General features: G+C 36.4%; 15 protein-coding genes. 7 read left to right on the plus strand and 8 right to left on the minus strand.

The features are described 5' to 3' along the window. Nucleotides 1–19: 19 nt before the first annotated feature. The 5 genes from J0M08_02765 to J0M08_02785 all read right to left on the minus strand — a co-directional run bounded on the left by J0M08_02765 (nt 20) and on the right by J0M08_02785 (nt 11,740). Entirely contained in the window at nt 20–2,929 is a 2,910-nt protein-coding gene (locus J0M08_02765; GenBank protein MBN8701956.1) for an insulinase family protein, read from the minus strand. A 125-nt stretch (nt 2,930–3,054) separates the two neighbouring features. After that, on the minus strand, nt 3,055–6,204 hold the full coding sequence (locus J0M08_02770; GenBank protein ID MBN8701957.1) for a SpoIIE family protein phosphatase: 3,150 nt from the start codon (nt 6,202–6,204) through the stop codon (nt 3,055–3,057). A 215-nt stretch (nt 6,205–6,419) separates the two neighbouring features. Then, nucleotides 6,420–9,635 carry a PKD domain-containing protein gene (locus J0M08_02775; protein ID MBN8701958.1) on the minus strand — a complete coding sequence of 1,072 codons (3,216 nt, stop codon included), beginning with the start codon at nt 9,633–9,635 and terminating at the stop codon, nt 6,420–6,422. A 67-nt stretch (nt 9,636–9,702) separates the two neighbouring features. Further along, nucleotides 9,703–10,866 (minus strand): 1-deoxy-D-xylulose-5-phosphate reductoisomerase, encoded by a 1,164-nt coding sequence (locus J0M08_02780; protein MBN8701959.1) that lies wholly within the window; start codon nt 10,864–10,866, stop codon nt 9,703–9,705. Nucleotides 10,867–10,870: 4 nt separating this feature from the next. Further along, nucleotides 10,871–11,740, minus strand: a complete 870-nt coding sequence (locus tag J0M08_02785; protein MBN8701960.1) for a M23 family metallopeptidase — start codon at nt 11,738–11,740, stop codon at nt 10,871–10,873. 97 nt (nt 11,741–11,837) lie between these two features. Here J0M08_02785 and J0M08_02790 point away from each other — a divergent pair, with 97 nt between their 5' ends. From J0M08_02790 to J0M08_02805, 4 genes are read left to right on the plus strand one after another with little or no spacing between them, the layout of a single operon-like run. Further along, nucleotides 11,838–14,498 carry a hypothetical protein gene (locus tag J0M08_02790; GenBank protein MBN8701961.1) on the plus strand — a complete coding sequence of 887 codons (2,661 nt, stop codon included), beginning with the start codon at nt 11,838–11,840 and terminating at the stop codon, nt 14,496–14,498. A 59-nt stretch (nt 14,499–14,557) separates the two neighbouring features. Then, nucleotides 14,558–14,884 carry a heavy-metal-associated domain-containing protein gene (locus J0M08_02795; GenBank protein MBN8701962.1) on the plus strand — a complete coding sequence of 109 codons (327 nt, stop codon included), beginning with the start codon at nt 14,558–14,560 and terminating at the stop codon, nt 14,882–14,884. A 5-nt stretch (nt 14,885–14,889) separates the two neighbouring features. Continuing rightward, nucleotides 14,890–15,402 carry a gamma carbonic anhydrase family protein gene (locus J0M08_02800; protein ID MBN8701963.1) on the plus strand — a complete coding sequence of 171 codons (513 nt, stop codon included), beginning with the start codon at nt 14,890–14,892 and terminating at the stop codon, nt 15,400–15,402. A 9-nt stretch (nt 15,403–15,411) separates the two neighbouring features. Next, a complete protein-coding gene (locus J0M08_02805) occupies nt 15,412–16,647 on the plus strand; it encodes an MFS transporter (GenBank protein ID MBN8701964.1) in 1,236 nt (411 codons plus the stop codon). Nucleotides 16,648–16,663: 16 nt separating this feature from the next. Here J0M08_02805 and J0M08_02810 read toward each other — a convergent pair whose 3' ends face one another. Next, entirely contained in the window at nt 16,664–17,518 is an 855-nt protein-coding gene (locus J0M08_02810) for a restriction endonuclease (GenBank protein MBN8701965.1), read from the minus strand. 134 nt (nt 17,519–17,652) lie between these two features. Here J0M08_02810 and J0M08_02815 point away from each other — a divergent pair, with 134 nt between their 5' ends. From J0M08_02815 to J0M08_02825, 3 genes are read left to right on the plus strand one after another with little or no spacing between them, the layout of a single operon-like run. Next, nucleotides 17,653–18,060, plus strand: a complete 408-nt coding sequence (locus J0M08_02815; protein MBN8701966.1) for a cobalamin B12-binding domain-containing protein — start codon at nt 17,653–17,655, stop codon at nt 18,058–18,060. A gap of 46 nt (nt 18,061–18,106) precedes the next feature. Then, nucleotides 18,107–18,886, plus strand: coding sequence for an enoyl-CoA hydratase/isomerase family protein (locus J0M08_02820; protein MBN8701967.1), 780 nt, complete (start codon nt 18,107–18,109; stop codon nt 18,884–18,886). Nucleotides 18,887–18,901: 15 nt separating this feature from the next. Further along, nucleotides 18,902–19,966: a type I asparaginase gene (locus J0M08_02825; protein ID MBN8701968.1), complete on the plus strand. Its 1,065-nt coding sequence runs from the start codon at nt 18,902–18,904 to the stop codon at nt 19,964–19,966. A gap of 1 nt (nt 19,967) precedes the next feature. Here the strand turns inward: J0M08_02825 and J0M08_02830 are convergent, their stop codons facing one another. Beyond that, nucleotides 19,968–20,774, minus strand: a complete 807-nt coding sequence (locus J0M08_02830; GenBank protein MBN8701969.1) for a glutamate racemase — start codon at nt 20,772–20,774, stop codon at nt 19,968–19,970. A gap of 60 nt (nt 20,775–20,834) precedes the next feature. Next, entirely contained in the window at nt 20,835–21,413 is a 579-nt protein-coding gene (locus J0M08_02835) for an OmpH family outer membrane protein (protein ID MBN8701970.1), read from the minus strand. Nucleotides 21,414–21,491 lie beyond the last annotated feature (78 nt).

The following is a 21,491-nucleotide window of genomic DNA, read 5'->3' on the forward strand; positions in this document are numbered from 1 at the left end:
TTTTTTAATTTCAGTTATTTTAGTACCCAAAAATATCTTTAAGTGTTAGGTAGTTAACCTTTCCGTATTTCTCAAGTGTTTTAATATCTAAAAGATCTTTTTTCCCTAAAACCAGAATGGTATAATTTTTACCTTTTATGTGTTGGTTAAAAAATTCTTTTGTGGTTTGCAAGTTTAATGCCGGTAAAGCGGCATATATATCCTTGTTTATATCGTACTCGTACCCTAATTTTTTTGCAGCCAAATAGTTTGGAATAATACTCTGGCGCGGCATTCTGTTGGTTCGAATTTGTTGTAAAATAGATTCTTTAGACGCGCTGAATGTATTTTCTGCTTCAGTCATATTGGTAAGTAATTCCATCATAGACGACATTGCCTCTGGAAGCTTATCTGCCTGTGTTCCTAGGCGTGCCGAAACATAATGGTGTTTATCCAACTCTCTTGGCATGGTATATCTTGCTCCTGCTGAGTAAGCAAGCGCTTTAGATTCTCTTATTTCTTGAAAAACAATAGACGACATGCCTGCACCGTAATATTCATTAAACATAGAAATAGCAGGAATATTTTCTTTAGAGAATTTTAAGTCTCTATTTAGAAAAACAATCTCTGCTTGTTTCATGTCATAATCAATCACGAAAACTTCTTTTTCGCTAGGCTTTTCTGTAAACGCAACTGTTGGGGCTGGAGCATCCTTTTTTTGAGCGGTGGTGCCGTGTATTTTGGTTACAACAGGAAGAAAAATGTTTTCTTCTGAAGGACCGAAATAGCTAATGGTGTGTTTGTACGAAGTTAGATTTTTTATTAGTGTTGTAAGTTCTACAGCATCAAGCTTTTTTAGTTCTTCTTCAGATAGAATATTTGTAAATGGGGATTTTGGACCATATACACCATAGCTGCGAAGTGCATTTTGTGCAATAAATCCTTTGTCAAGCTTATTGTCTTCACGCACTTTTAGTAAGTCAAGCACCAAGTTGTCAAGTGCTTCTTTGTCCGGCTTACAGTCATTCAGCGTTGTTTCAAACAATGTTAGTGCTTTCTCAAAATACTTGTTTAGTCCACTTACCGAAATGATTACCTCATCCTCTGTACAAGCCATGTTATAAGTGCACGCAATTTTATAAAACTCTTCTTGTAGTTGCTCTGCAGTATATTTAGTTGTACCTAGATAAGAAAAATATCCTGCTGCAATTGGCAATCGCTTGTCGTGCATCTGTCCCATTGGAATTCGGTAGGAGAGAGAAAATAAATCATTCTCTGTGTTTTTACACGACAAAACCTCTAGTGTATTGAGCGAAGATTTTTTTATTTCTTTTTTAAAGTCAACAAATTCGGGTTGTATAGTTTCTATAGAAGCGCTTAAAATAGTTTTAACAAAAGGAGATTGATCGTTTCTGTTTACCTCAACCGGTGTAATTTGAGGCTTTACAACCTTTTCGTTGTTTTTACTTTCTCCAGTTTTTTTGTAAACAGCTACATAGTTATTGCTAAAATATTTTTTAGTAAAATCCATTATTTGCTGTTTAGTAATTTTCTCTAATCTATCATACGTATTTACTTCTTGCGCCCAATTGGTGTGGGTTACAAAAGAGTTTACCATGGCTTCTGTACGAACCATGTTGCTTCTTACTTTGTCCATTTCTTCGGCCTTCAAGTTGTTTACAATAGCGTTTGGAAGCCAATCAGGGAATTCTCCCTTTTTTAGTTTTTCAATTTGTTCTAAAAGCAGCTCCTTTACTTGATCTAATGTTTGTCCTTCTTTTGGACTCCCACCTAGTATCATGCAAGAGTAATCTTTCATTACCATTGGCATACAGTTTCCACCCAATAGTTTTTGTTTTTGATTTAAGTTCAAATCGATTAATCCTGCTGCATCATTGCTTAATATTTTGGATACTAGTAACGCTAGGTCTGCATCCGTTGTTCCTGCTCCTCCGGCAATTCTGTAGCCAAGCATTATGTTTTCGGCATTAGGGCCATAAACAGTTTTTACGATTGGTGCCTTTATTTCATCTTCGGGTGAGAATGTAAAACTAGGTACAGGCTTTGGTGCATACGAGCCAAATTTCTCATCAATTAAACGAATTGTTTTGTCCGGATCAATATCGCCCGAAAGGCAGATTGCCATATTGTTAGGCACGTAGTGTGTGTTGTAGTATTTTTTAATTTCTGTTATGGATGGATTTTTAAGATGTTCTACAGTGCCTATGGTTGTTTGTGTTCCGTAGGTGTGTTTTTGCCACAATCCTTCCAACAAAGCTTCAAATGCTTGGTTTCCGTCATTATCCATTCCAATGTTTTTTTCTTCATACACTGCTTCTAGCTCAGTGTGAAAGATGCGCAGAACGGGCTGTCTAAATCTTTCTGCTTGAATAGCAAGCCAGTTGTTTAGTTGATTTGATGGGATGTCGGTTATATAAACCGTTTGTTCAACCCATGTGTAGGCGTTGTCTCCTTGACCGCCAATGGCGGCAGTCATTTTATCGTATTCGTTTGCAATAGCGTATTTAGCAGCAATGCCGGATAGGCTATCAATTGTGCGGTAGATGGCTTTACGTTTTTTTTCGTCAGTAGTTTTTCTATATACCTCAAATGTTTTTTCTATTTCATCTAGATATTTTTTTTCAGTTGCATAATCTTTTGTTCCAAATTGACTGGTTCCTTTAAAAAGCATATGCTCTAAATAGTGCGCCAATCCTGTTGCATCTTTAGGGTCGTTTTTACTTCCTGCACGCACAGCAATAGCTGTTTGAATACGAGGCTCGGCTTTGTAAATACTCATGTACACCGTAAGCCCGTTCTGCAATTGGTAAATTCGGACATTTAGGGGGTCGTTTGGAACAGAGCTGTAGGTATATGTTTTAGGCGCTGTTTGTGCAAACGAAATTTGGATACTTGCACAAAGTAGATAGAGTAATACTAGTTTTCGCATATTTCTTATTTATAAATTATTTTTAAATAGTTCAAAACAATTCCCCTCTTGAGAGGGGCTAGGGGTGTGTAATATATACAATTTGAGAAGAATTATCAATAAATGAATACCGTCAATCCTTTGAGTTAAATCACCTTTATGCCCATTACCAACACATCGTCCACAGCTTCGTTTGCGCCTTGCCAGCTTTCTAACTCTGTTTTAACTGCAAATTCTTGCTCTTTCATGGGTAGATGTTGTATTGAAAGTAGTAATTTTTCTAAATTTTTGGTCATAAATTTTTTGTCTTTAGGTCCGCCAAATTGGTCGGCATAACCATCTGAAAAAAGGTAGAAACTGTCGTTTTTATTTATCTGAATGGTGTGACTGGTAAATGCTTTCGATTCATCATAAAAACCACCAATAGCGTTGCTGTTGCCTTTTATTTTTATCAGCTCGTTATTTTTAAGGTAATACAATGGTCTGTTAGCGCCTGCAAATGTAAGTTCGTTTGTTATGTGATTTATTCTGCACAGCGCAATGTCCATTCCATCGCGTGTTTCGGAGGTTAGTACACTTTGTTTTAATGTGCTGGTTACCAAATTGTCCAACTCTTTAAGCATTTGCGATGGTTCGTATATTTTCTTTTCGTTTACAATTTGATTTAACGAAGAGTTACCCACCATAGAAACGAATGCTCCGGGAACGCCATGTCCGGTGCAATCTACCATAGCTATAAATGAAAAGTTTTCTTTTTTTGTGAACCAATAGAAATCCCCACTTACAATATCTTTTGGGCGATAGTAAATAAAAAAATCTTTGTAAGCTCTGCCAATATCGTATGTTAAAGGAAGTATCGCTTCTTGAATTTTTTTTGCGTACGAAATACTATCGGTAATGTCTTTATTTTTTTGCTCAATTACTTTTTTCTGTTCTACCACCTCTGTGGTGCGCTCTTTTACTTGCTTTTCGAGTATCTCTGATTTTTTTTGAAGTCGATAAGTACGGTAGCGAATAAATAAAAAAATGCTGATGCCTATGCAAGTAGCTACTAAAAGTAAAAACCAAGAGCGCTTGTAGAATGGTGGAGTGATAATAAAATGAAACTTTGCAGGTTCTTTATTCCAAATACCATCGGCATTACAAGCCTTTACTAAAAAAGTGTATTCTCCGGGAGCAAGGTAATCGAACGTTTTTTTTATGTCTTTTGTTGGCATTGACCAATTCTCATTTTCAGAGCCTTCTAGTTTCCATTGGTAAAGCACCTTTTTGGGGTCGGTTAAACTAATGCCGATGTAATTGAACGTAATATTGTTTTGTGAGTACGAAAATTCAGTTTGTGTTGTCTTTGTTGAATCGCCTAAAGTAACATCTGTAATATACGTTCTGGGTTCGTACGGATTTGGAACATCTTTCTCCGGATAATATTTCATTACTCCGTTTACGGTACCAAACCACAAGTGTCCTTCGGAGTCTTCGTAAGCAGCATTTAGGTTGGTTTCTATGCCCATAAAACCCTCTGCTTTTCCGTAATGTTTAAATGTATTAGCAACTTGGTCGTATTTGTCAACACCTTTGCTGCTGCCAATCCAAATGTTGTTGTTTTTATCACAAAGCACAAAATAGGCGTCATCAGAGGTAAGTCCATCTGCTGTTGTAAAGGAAATAAATTTATGTCCGTTGTATTTATATATACCACCACTTTGTGTGCCAATCCATATATTGCCTACTTTGTCTTCGCAGATGGAGTTGATGTTGTCGTGTTCTAGATTGGTAGTTCTATTAAAACGAGTATAACCTTTGCCGTCTATCTTTAACAAGCCACCTTGTGTTCCAATCCAGGTGTTTTTCTTTGAGTCGATAAACACTTTGTTTACCATTAAGTTGTCGATACCGTATTTTGAATTTAAGGTATCAACTTTATTGGTTAGTGTGTTGAACAAAAAAGCACCACCTCCCCAACTGCCTATTACTAAGTTGTTTTCAGCGGTTACGCAAATAGTGCTAATAGTTTTAGTAAACGAACCAACTTTTTCAAATTTATTTTTTGTGCTATTAAAATAAGAGAGTGTTCCATTGTTCCCACCAACCCATAGTTTCCCGTTTTTATCAATGGCAGATGCCATTAGGGTTGTTTGTTTAAACTCTTTTAAATCGTAGTAGTGTTTATATGAAACAGGAGCGTTGCTGTTTTCAGAAATCTCTATAAGCCCGTTATCTGTGCATGTCCATATTTTTTTATCGGCAGTTTGTATAACAGACCAACTGTTTTTCAAAACATTTTTAATAGTAGAAAAATTATGCAACTCAAATTTTTGTTGTGCAGCATTTATTTTACAAACACCATTTAGGGAGCCAATCCAGATGTTGCCTTCTTTGTCTTCGAGGAGGGATAAGATTTGCGACCCTAGTAAACCATTTTTTTCTGAAAGTGTTTTCTTGTGCTTATTTGTCTTTAAGCTTACAATATATATATCCCCATTATTTGCACCTGCTATAATTTCTCCTTTTTGAGTTTCCAAAATGGAGGTTATTGTATTATAATCTGGGATGAAAATTAGATTCAAAAACATTTTTTCCTCTATTGTTTTCAATCTCAAAAGACTATTGGTTGTGGCTACTACATAATTATCTTTTGATTTAATCAAGCCAAATACAGATAGAGTTAAATCTGAATAAAAAATCTTTGTGAAGTCGCTAGAATAGACAAATAACCCCCCAAAGCTACCTAAAATTATATTTCTGTTGCTGTCGAGTAATAAAGAAGAAATGTTTTTTATACTGTTTTTAAGTTTTATTTTTTTAAGAGAATTGTTGAATATATTCAAACTCCATAATCCATTTTCGTTTGTTGCTATGAGTAATTCTGATTTGTTTCTTTTGATGATGCTATTAATTCTTGTTATTATATCTGGATGTTTGATTGTAGATTCAATTTGACCATTATTAATATTTAAACAACTTATTTCCCCAGACTGATGGCCAATAAAAAGTACACTGTCTATTATGTTAAGGGTAGATATAAAATTTGTGGCTAATCCATTTTTTCGAGTATATACTTCAGAGTAATTTCCACCTAATTTAAGAAGACCATCTGCTGTCCCAATCCATATAAATCCCTTTGGGTCTTCCGCCATTGCAATCCCATAGTTTTGGGGTAGCTTGTTTTCTATCGAATACTTTTCAAAATTATAAATCTGAGAAGAAGAGTTCGAAAGGCTAAACAGAAAGAGTAAAACGGGTAAACTCGCTCTTAAAAGAGAATTGTTTTTTTTATTAATATTAGGCGTTTTCACTTGTGCAAATATAACCAAGAATGGGGTAATCGCAATCGATTTGTTTACTAGCGCTCATTCGATTGTATTTAAAGCTCGCAGGCTTATACACACATAAATATTCAATCGTGTTCTTACAAAATTTAACTTTTCATATTTCGATATATTCAGAATAAAATTCGACTGAATATTTAATGAGAAAGATTTTTGTATTAAAATTGTGCAAGAGCTCTGCGCTACTTAACTATTGAAACTTTAGAGATAATTGTTTTGTTTCCTGGATTGGCAGTATTGTTCCAATACAAGAAATAAATTCCGTTAGGAAGCGTGTTTACTCCAAATGTAATTTTGTTAACACCCTTTGTTGTAATAAATGGAGCGGTAGAAAATTGCTCTCTGCCCATTACATCAACCAATTGTATTCTTTTAGTTTCATTAGCCTCTTGCTCTGTTGCCGTGTACTCAATTGTAATGTATTCCTTTGCAGGGTTGGGATAAACGGTAACTCTATTCTCGCTCACTGTACTAGAAGAAACACTGGTTCCTAAGTTCATGTATATTAAGTTAGAGTCTAAATACACGTTAACATTCGTAATGTTGGTATCGCTTGGGGATATAGTAAATGTAGTACCACTCATAGACACATCAATAGGCATTCCTGCAATATCTACATGAATACCATACACCCCAAAGGGAAGTTTTTCGAATATAAATTTTCCCTCATTAGGTCCTTGTGTGGTATCGCTGGTTGTGCTTACTACAATGGCTCCACCGGGCTTTTTAGATAGGTTTGTTGGAGCCCCGCCAATTGGACTTCCCGGCCCCATCATTTTTCCGTAAGCGTTGCCTTCTAAAACAAATCCCTCAATTCTACCCGGGCAAGACGATGCAGGGCATGGGTCTTGCAGTACTTTGCATGTAATATCAATTAACGAATCGAATCCAACATGATGATATATTTGCGCTCCCGTCCAGAACATAGTGTCGCCATAATAGGTGTTTACTGCCATTGGGTAAACCGTGCTGGTGGTAGGTGCTGCAAGCAGTAAATATTTATCTATTGGTACATTTTGAAAGCTGTATTCGCCTTTGCTATCAATAGTTGTAGTGTCAACTAAATCCATAGCTACATTATTTGTAAGGTCGTATTTGAATAAAAACACAACTCCCGATTTCACGGTATCTAAACCGTTGTTTTTAAATATGTGACCGGAGAAGTTTGAGACTACGGTAACCCTCATGGAGTCTATCACAGGGCATGATGTGTTAAATCCGGAGCCTAATTCTACATTGGTTACTTCTAAGTAATAAGTGGTACTTACGGATGGTGTTACTAACGTGTTAGGGGAGGTATTGTTAGGGATTGAATCTCCCAATGAAGAAGTCCAGTTATACAGTCTGTACCCGTAATTGTATTGTCCTATTTGTCCGCTTGCAGCTCCATTTAATTGAATGGATGTGCCGATTTTAATAATAGTGTCTTTGCCTGCATATACTGTGGGAGTAGGATGTACAGTTACATTTTGATTGTATAAATCGTAGTAATTGGCAGTATCTGATATTCCACAATTATTGGTAATAATCAAATAAATATCGTATTCATAGCTTCCGTAGTTAGTGTATACGTGTTTAGGGTTAGAGCTAGTAGAGGTAGTTCCATCTCCAAATGTCCAGTAATAATTTGGGTACGAAATATTATTGGGTAAAAAGTGAAGAGAGTCTCCTAGGCAGGAGTTAACAATAGCATCGTCATTGGGTTGCACAGTAAATATTGCTTCTGATTTTTTGTTACCAACTGCAGCAATACTATAATAAGCTGTATCTTTTGTATTGCAGGCATTTTCAGTGAATAATGTTACTGTATAATTGCCGGTTGCTGTGTAGGTATGTTTTATCGTGTGTTCTAAGCTTTGCGGAGAGCCGTCTCCAAAGTCCCATGTAAATTTATTGGCTTGTTGTATGTTATTTAAATAAAAACTAAACTCTATACTATCACCGCGGCAAATCGTGTCTAGGGAAGCATATATGTTGTAATCCGATTTTCTTCCGTTACCAATATGTACCATATCATTAGGCGAAGGAGAATATGTTTCGGAATCTCCACAGCCGTTGGTTGCAGTAACAGATACGGGGTATGTTCCTGTAAACAAATACGAGTATTGAACTTGAGCTCCGGGTAGCTGTCCTCCATCGCCAAAATTCCATAAAAACGTGTATTCCGGGTACCCATATACTTCAAAATTAATAGGTGTTTTAGGGCAAAGGGTGTCGTTGTTTTGTAATGGATAATTGTTTGCCACCATATATATGCTGCTGGTAGATGTTATATTTACCTGCTTGTTTGTACTTACCTTTATAGGTGTAAGGGTGTAGCTTTGGCTAGCTCCACAAAAATTGAAAATGGTAAGAGTTGGAGTGTATAATGAGCCTCCGTTGTAGCTGTGTGGAATGCTATATGATGTATCAGGTGCTGTGTTGCCATCTCCAAACTGCCAAGTAAAGTAATGATTGGGGTAGTTGTATTTAGATAGGTAGAAATATACAGGAGTGTTAATACAAATAGAGTCGCTACCGCTAAGAGATGTTGAGTAGTCTATAGGCGAAACTGTAGGAAGTGATGTTACCCCATTAGTAACATGAATTGGAGACAAATGTAGTGTATCGCTATTCCCACATGAGTTGGTAACTACAACAAAAGGATAATACCAGCCAAGTGTTGAGTAGGAGTGTTGTTCGCTTATGTTAAATATTTGCATACTTGTACCATCTCCAAAATGGCACGTAACTACTTCGTAGTTTGAACTGAGCCTATTGAAGTTAAAATTAGCGTATGCGCCTGGGCATATAGCGCTATCGGATGTGTTTATGTTGGCATCCCATTGATACATTATGGGGTGTATTGTATCTGTTATATTAACCTGAGTAGTGCTTGTAAAGATACCGCAAGGCCTTTCTGCAAGAAGGGTTATTGTTTTATTTCCGGGGCTAGTATAATAATGCTCTGGGTTATCTAAAAGGTTGTAGGTTATTGCGCTGTCTCCATCACCAAAGTACCACCTGTATTTTGTGGCGGAATAGTAGGTAGTACACTTTACCATTGTATATGGGCATATTGGGCTATATATACCTGTCGTGATGCCCATGGATGTGTCTACTACTGTTATGGATGTATTGTATTGATTTGTATAACCAGTACAGCTTGCCGGACCTCCCCAAACTTGTACATAAAAAGTTCCTGCCCAACCATAGGTGTAAGTTGTGTCGTTTTTACTAGTCGTAAAATTTACCCCATTTCCCATATCCCAGCTGTAGCATTGGTCAGTTGCTCCTGCTATGGTTAATGAAACCACCGCACCCAAACATACCGTATTGCTTGGCGCAACAAGGATTGGATTAGCGTTGGTAAAAAGTGCAATTGAAAGTATTGTTAAAAGCGAATAAATTTTTTTCATGTACTTGGAATTAATAAACGTAAATATAGTAGATGAGAAGTGTGAAATAAAATAATGGCAGTGTTTTTTAAATTAATTCTTCTGCTTTTATTCTAGCTTCTTTGTCGCTGTTTACATAATCATCATACGAAGGTTCCCTTACAAATTGAGCTTTTTCCATGCACTTTTCAATTACGGTACTCATTTTTAGAAAAGAAATTTTGTCGTGCAAGAATGCATCTACTACCACCTCGTTAGCGGCATTTAGAACACAAGCAGAGTTTCCACCTTTTTTCATTGCTTCGTAGGCCAATGATAAATTTCTAAATGTTTTGGTGTCTGGCTTTTCAAAGGTTAGTTGTGGATAATCTAAAAAATTAAATCGTGTAAAATTATTTGTCAGCCTATTGGGATATCCCAGCGCAAACTGAATAGGCAAGCGCATATCCGGCAGCCCTAGTTGGGCTTTCATAGAGCCATCGGTAAATTGAACCAACGAATGAATAATGGATTGAGGGTGTACAATAACATCTATTTGTTCGGGTTTTAAATTAAACAACCACTTTGCTTCAATAACCTCTAATCCTTTGTTCATAAGTGATGCAGAGTCAATAGTTATTTTGGCTCCCATCGTCCAATTAGGGTGTTTTAGCGCTTGTTCTTTAGTAGCTTTTTCTACAAACGATTTATCTTTTCCTCGGAATGGCCCTCCGGATGCGGTTAAATATATTTTTTCAATTGGATTGTGAAATTCGCCCACCAAACATTGAAATATGGCAGAGTGCTCGGAATCTACCGGATAAATGTTCACGCCCTTTTCTTTAGCAAGTTTTGTTACCAATTCGCCTGCTACAACCAACGTTTCTTTATTTGCCAAGGCAATTGTTTTTCCTGCATTAATAGCAGCAATGGTAGATTGTAACCCAGCATAACCAACAATGGAAGCCAATACAACATCTATGCTAGCCATTTCCACTATTTGCGCAACAGAATTTATTCCCGCAAACACCTTAATATCATAGGGTTTTAGGATATTTTTTACGTGGGTGTATTTTTTTTCGTCAACAATTACAACCGCATTGGGCTTGTATTTTATTGCCTGCTCAATTAATAAATCAGCATTGCTTCCTGCTGTTAAAACTTCCACCACAAATTTGTCGGGGTGTTGGTCAACCACTTGTAGTGCTTGTGTGCCAATACTTCCGGTGCATCCTAAAATAGCAATGTGTCTTCTTTCTTTTTTCTTCTTCATAGGGTTAAAATACCATGTAGTCCTGCGGATTAATTGGATTTCCGTTTAACCACAGTTCAAAATGTAAGTGAGGCCCGGAGGTTAGTTCGCCCGAATTACCAACAATAGCAACAACTTCACCTGCTTTAATAAATTCGCCAGCTTTTTTTAAAAGAGCAGAGTTGTGTTTATATACAGAAATTAAGTTGTTGGCATGTTGTATGTAAATTGTATAACCGGATTCCAAAGTCCAATCGGCACTTATTACGGTTCCGTCTAGTGCTGCTTTTATGGCTTCATTTTCTTTAGCTAAAATATCAACTCCCAAATGGTTTTCTTTTATATCGAAAGATGCCGAAACAAGGCCATTGAGCGGAGTAAAGAAGAAAACGCTACTAAGCATGTTTTTGCCGGTATTATCTGCTGTTTGCAGCGAATATTGATCTTGCGATTCAATTTCTTGCCTTAACTCCAAATCCTTTTCTGACGGTTGTGTGTTTACCTGTTGATACTTTTGGGTGCTATCCGAACCCGGAGCGGAGCCTTTTTCTTCTGATAAATTACCCGTTACAATATTGTTGATGTTGGTAATGTATTTACTCTTCAAGTCTAACTCGTTTTCAAGCGAATCGACTTTAAATAAGATAGCCATTAATTCTTTGCGGGTATTTACATCTGCGTATCCGGGTATGTATTCGCGCAGTGGGGTAAACGCCACTAAACTTATCACCAGCGCAATCAAAGCAATACTAACAATTCCTACTAACGTAAATAGGTTTAGCGGGGTTAGTTTTAAAGAAAAATTTTCTTCAAAAGTGCTATCGTTGAGCACCACAAGCCTATACTTGTTTTTAAGCTTGGTAAGTATTTTTTTCTTTTTAGGTATTTCCGCCATTTTCTATAGTCTGGCAAATATACTCAAAGCACATAAATTCTTTGGTTAAACAATAAATTTTGATAATTTTTGTTAATTATCTGTAATTTAGACAATAGTGCTTAAAAGCCTCATAAAATATCTTCTAGTTTATATACCTATTTGTTTAGTTGTATCGTGTTCTACTAAAAAGAACAAATTTGTAAATAGACAGTACCATAATCTTACTTCGCATTACAATGGGCAGTATTGGGCAGAAGAAAGCATAAAAGACGGTGTTTTTAAAATTGAGCAATCGCATAAGGACAATTACAACAGGTTGTTGCCCATTTTTATTCATCCCAACGAAGAGGAGTCGAAAAGCATTTATTCAGAGATGGATAGAGCCATTAAGAAATCCTCTACTGTTATACAGCGCCATGCTATAACAGATAAAAAGGGCAAAGAAATTCCAGGGGCTGTGCGTTGGATTGACGAGAACTACATGGTTATTGGGAAAGCTTATTTTTACAAGCGAGACTTTTTTTCTGCGATAGAGGTGTTTGATTATGTTTCAAAAGTATATGTCAAAAGCCCTACTCGTTACCAAGCTATGTTGTGGCTTATTCGCACGTATAATGAGATGGCAAGCGTTTCCATGTCTCAACAAGTAATTGATTATATAAACGCAGATAAAAATTTCCCCAAAAAATGGCAAGGAGAATTTTCTGCACTTACGGCAGATTATATGATTAAGCGCGGTATGTATGCCGATGCAGCTCAACAACTAACCAAGGCTATAATTTTGTCGCACGGAAAAAAAACAAAATCTAGGTATGCCTTTGTGTTGGCACAGTTATATGAAAAGTTAGAGGATAATAAGAAAGCTGCACAGTACTATGATTATGTAATAAAGCAAAACCCTCCGTACGATATGTTGTTTGCTGCCAAAATACACCGTGCAAAGTTGTATGATGCAGATAGCAAAGATGGCAAACACATAAAGAATGTGTTGTCTAAAATGGCTAAAGACCCCAAGAACAAAGAATACCTAGACCAAATTTATTATGCCATGGCAGGTATTGAAGAAAAAGAAAACAACTTGCCGGGAGCAATAGACTATTTGCAAAAATCGGTTAGAGTTAGTGTGTCTAACAACAATCAAAAAGCATTTTCGTTTTTAAAATTGGCCGATATTCATTTTGAAAAACCTGATTATGCCAAAGCCGATAAGTATTACGATAGTACTGTGGTTTTCTTAGAGAAAGATTATCCTAATTATGATTTTATTGTAAGTAAGAAAAAAAGTTTGAATAGTTTGATTGCCAATTTGCAAACTATTTTATTGGAAGATAGTTTACAAAAGTTAGCAAAAATGAGCGAACTGGACCGTAATGCCGTAATTGCCAAAATAATTGCAAAAGTGCAGGAGGACGAGAAAAAAAGACAAGAAGAGCAAGAAAAAATGGCTAGCGAACTTAGTAATCAATTATTGAACTTGAATTCCAATGCCACCAACACAAGCACAAATCCAACATTGGGTGGTAATGGAATGTGGTATTTTTACAATCCGATAACTGTAAATTTAGGATTAGGCGAATTTTCAAAAAAATGGGGAAATAGAAAATTAGAAGACAATTGGCGAAGGTCTAATAAAGAATCATCCGATTTTGGCGGAGACCAAGCATCCGGGAATTCTTCTGAAAATGCAACAGCTCCAACCGCAAATGTTGTTTCTACAAAAAAAGAATTGAAGTCGAAGGAGTATTATTTGAAAGATATTCCGCTAACTGCAGAGAAAATGGATGCTTCTAACAAAAAGATTGTAGAGGCTTTTAATAACGCAGGAGCCATTTATAAAGAAGAATTGTTGAACAATAAAAAGTCAATTGAAATGTTTGAAGAGCTCATCAAACGTTATCCTAAAAACAAGTACGAGCTGTCTTCTTATTACCAATTGTATCGGTTAAACTTGGCTGTAAATAATAGCGATCGAGCCAACTATTATAAAAACCTGATTCTTACAAATTATTCGGATTCTGAATACGCGCGTATCATTAAAAATCCGGATTATGCTAAAACGGCTAATGCAAACAAAAATATTATTGAGCGCTACTACAGCGAAACATTTGATATGTACAATTCCGGAAATTATGCAGCAGTTATAAGTAGGTGCGATTATGCCGATACTGCCTATTTTAAAAATGCACTTATGCCAAAGTTCGATTTGTTAAAGGCAATGGCAATAGGCAGAACAAAGGATTTAAAATCGTTTGAAATGGCGCTAACGGCTGTAATTGTTAGGAACCCCAAAGAGTTAGAGGTAAAAGCGAAAGCGCAAGAGTTGTTGGATTATATCAGCCAGAAAAGAGCAACAGCAAGTGGAGATACACTAAATAAACCAATTAAGCTGGATAGTACGCTAAATGTAAATGCAGCCTACGTTTTGGAGGAAAGCGCATCTCATTACTGGGTTTTAGTGGTAAAAAACAATAAAGGGAATGTTGCAAATTTTAAAGTGGCACTTTCTAATTTTAATGCAACAAATTATAGCCTCGATAATTTGCAAATAACATCCACCTTTTTGGATAACGATAACCAATTGGTGTATGTAAAGCAATTCGCTGATAAAGACAAAGCGTTAGATTACTATTCATTTACCCAAAATGAAGCGGAGTTATTTGTCGATTTGGAGGAAAATACATTTTCTTCGTTTATTATATCAACAAATAACTTTCAGGCACTGTTTAAAAATAAAAAGTTGGATGACTATTTAACTTTTTTCTCTGAAAACTATTAATAAGTTTGCCCATTCAGCACTATTGTTTTTTACCCTACATTTGTGTCAAAATTAAAATTATGATAAACAAATTAGTTGTGTGTTTGCTTTTAGTAGCTAGCACAGTTTCTTTTGCACAAAAAAGCAAGCAAGAAATAAGAATTAAAACTTCTGCACAATGCGAAATGTGTAAGAAGAAAATAGAGAAAGCCGTTAAAGCTGTTGATGGTGTAGGTAAAGCGACACTAAATTTGAGCGACAAAGTAATTACTGTAAAATTTAATTCTTCCAAAACCAACGCAGATGCAATTAGGAAAGCAATAAATGCCGTTGGTTACGATGCTGATGATACCAAAGCGAGTATGGAGGCGTATGATAAACTGCCGGGTTGTTGTAAGAAAAACTAGCTTTTATGGCACTAATTAAGGAGGTAAAAGGCATTTCGCCCAAAATGGGCTCTAATTGTTATTTAGCAGAAACAGCAACATTAATAGGAGACATTGAAATGGGAGATGATTGCAGTGTGTGGTTTAATGCGGTAGTTAGGGGTGATGTGAATGCCATTAGAATGGGTAACAAAGTAAACATTCAAGACGGGGCAATTATTCATTGTACTTATCAAAAGGCTGCAACAACAATAGGCAATAATGTTTCCGTTGGGCACAATGCCATCGTTCATGGATGCACCATACACGATAATGTATTAATTGGAATGGGTTCTATTGTAATGGACAATGCAGTTGTCGGCAGCAACTCAATTATTGCAGCGGGCTCTGTTGTGCTTGAAAATACAGTAGTTGAGCCTGGGGCGGTTTATGCGGGAGTGCCTGCAAAAAAAGTAAAAGAAATAAATCAAGAATTAATTAACGGGGAGATAAACAGGATAGCCAACAACTATGTAATGTACTCCGGTTGGTTTAAATAAAAGGAAAACGTGGAACAACCAAAGCCTCTCGTGGATGCTCTTACCGGGTATCAAAAATTTATTGTAGTAGTTTTAGCATTGTTACAATTTACTGTAGTGCTCGATTTTATGATACTTGCTCCGCTAGGAGATATTTTAATAAAAGCACTGCAAATGACGCCAGCAAACTTTGGTTGGGTGGTTTCTGCTTATGCCTTTAGTGCGGGGTTGTCCGGCATACTGGCTGCAGGGTTTGCCGATAAATACGATAGAAAGAAAATATTGTTGTTTTTTTATACGGGTTTTGTGTTGGGTACGTTATTTTGTGGGCTGGCCAATACCTATTGGCAACTATTAACAGCGCGTATTGTTACAGGAGTTTTTGGGGGTGTAATTTCTGCAGTTGGTATGGCTATCATTACAGATTTGTTTACCATCAATCAACGTGGACGTGTGATGGGTTTTGTGCAAATGGCTTTTGCTGCTAGCCAAGTTCTTGGAATTCCAATTGGGTTGTATCTAGCTGCTAAATGGGATTGGCACGCAACCTTTTTTATGATTGTTATTTTGGCTACAGTAATTGGGATTGTAGTTGCTATTAAAGTAAAACCAATAAACGAACATTTAAAACTACAATCTACCAAAAGCCCTTTCTTGCATTTGTGGCATACTGTTAGCAACTCGTCCTACCAAGTTGGGTTTTTGGCAACAGCCATGTTGTCTATAGGCGGTTTTATGTTGATGCCTTTTTCCAGTGCTTTTTTGGTAAACAACATCGGAATTACACACCATGATTTGCCCTTAGTTTTTATGTTTACAGGTATATCTTCTATTATCATCATGCCAATTATTGGAAGAATTAGCGATAAGATAGATAAGTTTAAATTGTTTGCTATTGGCTCTGTTTGGGCAACTATTATGGTGGTGGTTTATACCAATATATCTGTGATGCCTTTGTGGCAGGTGGTTGTAGTTAATATGCTTTTGTTTATGGGAATTATGAGCAGAATGATTCCTGCAACAGCATTAGCAACTCAAATTCCGGAAATGAAAGATAGGGGCGCTTTTATGAGCATTAACTCTTCGCTACAACAAATGGCGGGAGGAATAGCAGCTATTTTTGCGGGACTTATTGTAAAACAAGAAACAGAAACAGCGCCATTGCAGCACTATGATACGCTTGGATACATTGTGGCTGCCGTAATTTTAATTTGCATTTATTTTGTATATCGAGTAAGTGTGCTTGTAAAAAGCAAAAACAACTAAGACAATATTAAAAAATTTATTTTCGCAAAGCCAAGTGTTCGCACAATTGAGCGCACTCCTGTAAAATAGCCTTTATTCGGAATGGCTTAATTCCAAGGTTATCTAGTAGATTGTGATTGTCATTAAGGTCCTTACATAAAACAATTGTTTTGTCTAACAATTGTTTTTTTTCCGGTTTTGTTAGCGATGTAAGGCATGTGATAGGGTATAGACCGTAGGTATCAATAAGGTCTTTCAATCCGTTTTTTATTGGATAATCCCAACCCAATAAATGTAATCCAGCGCAAGTGCCATATTTCATAGCATCTTCGGAGAAGCGCGTATTTGTTGCAACCCAGCCGGCATACAACTTGTTTGCTAGTTCGGGCTGTTTTTTCCATTGCCCAATAACATCTAAAAATCTTGACTGAATGTATAGCGGTATTTTTACATCGCAGAAAACTCCTGACTGATTATGGTATTTACATTCTACCATAATATAGTTGTTTCCCTTTTCTGCAATTACATCAATTTCATGACTAACACACAAACCTTGAGTGGTAACACCTACCGTTGTTTTATAGCCCTGGTAATTTAAAATTTCGGCAACAAATTTTTCGAATGGATAACCCGATGGCCCAAGACTCATGATAGCTTTCTTTAAATGATATCTTGCGGCTAGATGCCTGGATGTATCTCGCAACAAACCAAATGCAATTTGATAAATTTTTTTTGTAGAAATACCTTGATACAATTTAGCATACACCTCACTTAAAATATAATCTATCTGTTCTGTGGTAGCTCCAGACTGCTTTAAAGAATGGTGTAGTTTTTCTTCTGAAAAATTAGCCTTATCTCCGGAAGCTTTTGTAACAATAAAATTTGTGGTCATGTAATGTTTTTGAACGAGCTAAATATAAGTATCCTAAAAATACGGATTAAAAGGTACACTTTATTTGATTTATCGAACGTTTGGTTGTTAAATACAAATAAGATTATTTGTAAATTGTAGTAAAATAATTGGACATGAACAGACCCATACGAGTATTAATTGCAAAAGTAGGATTAGATGGTCATGATAGAGGTGCAAAGGTAATTGCTTCTTTTTTGCGTGATGCAGGGATGGAGGTTATTTACACCGGATTGCGACAAACGCCCGAGATGGTTGTAAATAGCGCATTGCAGGAAGATGTAGATGTAATAGGTGTAAGCATTTTGTCGGGAGCACACATGACTGTTTTCCCAAAAATAATTTCATTAATGAAAGAGAAAGGTTTGACCGATGTGCTGCTTACCGGTGGTGGAATAATTCCGGAAGATGACATGAATGTATTGAAAAAACAAGGTGTTGGAGAGTTGTTCGCGCCTGGTACCGAAACAAAAATAATTATAGAGTACATTTCTACTTGGGTAAAAACCAATCGTAAAATATAATATAGCTGCTACAAGACTCCTTTTTATAAACATCAAAAGAATAGACATGAACTACGAAAATATTTTAATGAATAACGAAAATGGAATAACTACAATTACCATTAATCGTCCCGAAAAATTAAATGCACTCAACAAAAAAACGATACAAGAAATTGGTCATGCTATTGCAGACTCTATAGCAAATACAGCTGTTTCGGGGATTATTATTACGGGCGCAGGACCAAAGTCTTTTGTGGCCGGGGCTGATATTTCTGAATTTTTAGGACTTACTGTTGAGCAGGGAAAATACCTGGCACAAGCTGGACACGATGTGTTTGATAGTATTGAAAATTCAACTAAGCCTGTAATAGCTGCTATAAATGGCTTTGCGCTGGGTGGAGGGTGCGAGTTGGCAATGGCTTGCCATATGCGTATTGCCAGCAACAATGCAAAGTTTGGGCAGCCCGAAGTAAACCTTGGGCTAATTGCAGGATACGGAGGCACACAACGATTAACACAATATATAGGCAAAGCAAAATCAATGGAATTGCATTTAACGGCCGATATGATAACAGCCGATGAGGCTTTACGCTTAGGATTGGTAAATTATGTTACTACCCCGGAAGAGCTTATTAATAAGGCAAAAGAGATGCTTGAAAAAATAAAAACAAAATCTCCGGTAGCTGTTTCTAGTGCAATTGCAGCTATTAATTACTATTACCAATCTCACAAAGTAGGGTACAAGAAAGAAGTAGAAGAGTTTGGGAAATGTTTTGGCACCGAAGATTTTAAAGAAGGAACGCAAGCGTTTTTAGAAAAACGAAAAGCTAATTTTAAGGGGAAGTAGACGTGTTTTAATAGAATGAAAAAACTAGCACAATCTATAAAGGATAAACGAAAGCCATCTGTACTTCTTGTATATACAGGCGGAACGATTGGCATGATAGAAGACCCCAAAACAGGGCAATTAAAGCCATTTGATTTTCGAAATTTAACGACACAAATTCCGGAGCTTAGTAAATTCAATATTACACTAACACCTGTATCGTTCGAAAAACCTATCGATTCCTCTAACATGCATCCCGATGTTTGGGTGATGTTGTGCAAGTTAATAGAAAAGAATTACGAAAAGTACGATGGTTTTGTAATCTTACATGGCTCTGATACCATGGCTTATACAGCATCTGCATTAAGCTTTATGTTAGAGAATATTGCTAAACCGGTTATTCTTACCGGCTCACAACTACCCATTGGGATTATTAGAACAGATGGAAAAGAAAATTTAATTACAGCCATAGAAATTGCGTCTTCTCAAAAGGATGGATTACCAATTGTTTCGGAGGTTTGTATTTATTTTGAATACCAATTGTACCGAGGCAATAGAACCAATAAGTTTAATGCAGAGCATTTTCAGGCATTTCAGTCGCCCAATTATCCTATATTGGCTGAGGCGGGAGTGCATATAAAATATAGTACAGCCTATTTGCAAAAACCATCTAATAAGCCATTGCGCATTCATTACAAATTGGATGCTAACATTGCTATTCTAAAATTATTTCCCGGAATAACACAATCAGTAGTAAATGCCATACTATCCTCTAAAGGACTAAAAGCGGTTGTGTTAGAAACCTTTGGAGCCGGTAATGCACCAACAGATGCATGGTTTGTAAAAGAGCTCAAAGAGGCAATAGACAAAGGCATTATTATTTACAATGTTACACAATGCAGTGCCGGAAGCGTGGAGTTGGGACGATACGAAACAAGTGCACAATTGAAAGAGATAGGCGTTTTAAGTGCCTTTGATAGCACTACCGAAGCTGCTGTTACTAAACTTATGCATTTATTAGCCAATTATAATTCTAAGTCCGAGATAAAAAAATTACTCGAAAAAAGTATAAGAGGGGAACTTACGGAAAAATGGAATTAACCTACTTCCAAATAGCAGCTTCTTTCAAGCTGATTTTATTTTTGAAAAAATAGTTGGTGCTTTGCTCAAACGATTGTGTATAGTCGGATACAAAGAATTGATGAACAGGTTTTTTGGTAGTAGTAAGCATTTTCTTTTTGCTTAAATAATTGTGTACATGTTTGGCTACAACACCTGCGGAATCAATTATATCAATGTTGTTTTTGTAGTATGCTTCCACTTCTTTTTTAATAAGCGGATAATGTGTGCACGCTAAAATAAGCGAGTCGATATTTTTTAATTTAGGGCGAGATAGGTAAGAATTAATAATGGTTTGGCTTATTTTATTGTTAAAAAAACCCTCTTCAATCATAGATGCCAACAGCGGTGTAGCCAAAGAAGCTACTTGCAGACTTTTATCTTTTAAATGGATTTTTTGCGCATACACATTTGATTTGATAGTGCCTTTGGTGCCAATTACTCCAATATGTTTGTGCTTTTTGTTTCTGGTAACCTCTTCCACCACCGGGTCAATCACATTTATTACGGGAATTTTAGATCCCACAAAATCTTTAATAGTTTCGTAAGCCATTGCTGATGCGGTATTGCAGGCAATAACAATCATCTTGCATTTTTTTTGCAATAAAAACTGACTTATTCGAATGGCGTAATACTTAATAGAATCGGGAGACTTATCTCCATATGGAAGATGAGCTGTATCACCAAAATAAATCAACTTTTCGTTTGGCATTAGCTTTACAATGGCATTTGCCACCGTCAGTCCACCAATACCGGAATCGAAAATACCTATGGGATTGTTGTTTGCCATGAGTTGGTATAGCTGTATAAAAAAACAAGACCCTTCTGGGTCTTGTTTTTTTATGGAAATTTATTTTTTAGGCTCTTCCTTCGGTTTTGGCATAGTGCCTTGTGTAGCAGGAGTTGCTGCTTTTGCAGCTTTGCTTAATCCTAGTTTGTCCGATACGCTGCTTAACAAATCATCTGCAGGGTCAGAAAAAAGGACATTTCCTAAGCTTGTATCCAATACATATTTGTAGCCTTTGTCTTTGGCAATTTGGTCAATTGCTTTTTTTGCTTTGTCGTAAATTGGTTTTGCCAATTCTGTTTTTTTTCTATTTACTTCTTCTTGCGCAGACGCTTGAAATTCCTGTATGCGTTGATTTAAATCTTGCAATTCTTTTTCTTTTGTTTGTTTTACCAAATCAGAATATTTGTCTTGGTTGGCCATATAATCTTGGTACTTGGTTTGCAATTCGCCTTGCATAGTACCAATGCTTGTTTCCAATTCTTTTATAAACGCCATGCTTGCTTTTTCGGCTTCTTTCGATTCTGGCATTAATCCTATTAACGAATCAAGGTTAATGTGTCCTATTTTTTGAGCACTTATGTTAAGTGTAGATAGAAATAAGCAAGCAATAAGTGTAATTTTAAATGTAGTGGTTTTCATATGTAGATTTTTAATTTTTTATTGTCATATGGTATAGCTATGTTATCTAAATTCTTGTTTGCTTTTAGGAAACATAGC

This window comes from Bacteroidota bacterium (genome assembly GCA_017303975.1).
GTDB lineage: Bacteria > Bacteroidota > Bacteroidia > JAFLBG01 > JAFLBG01 > JAFLBG01.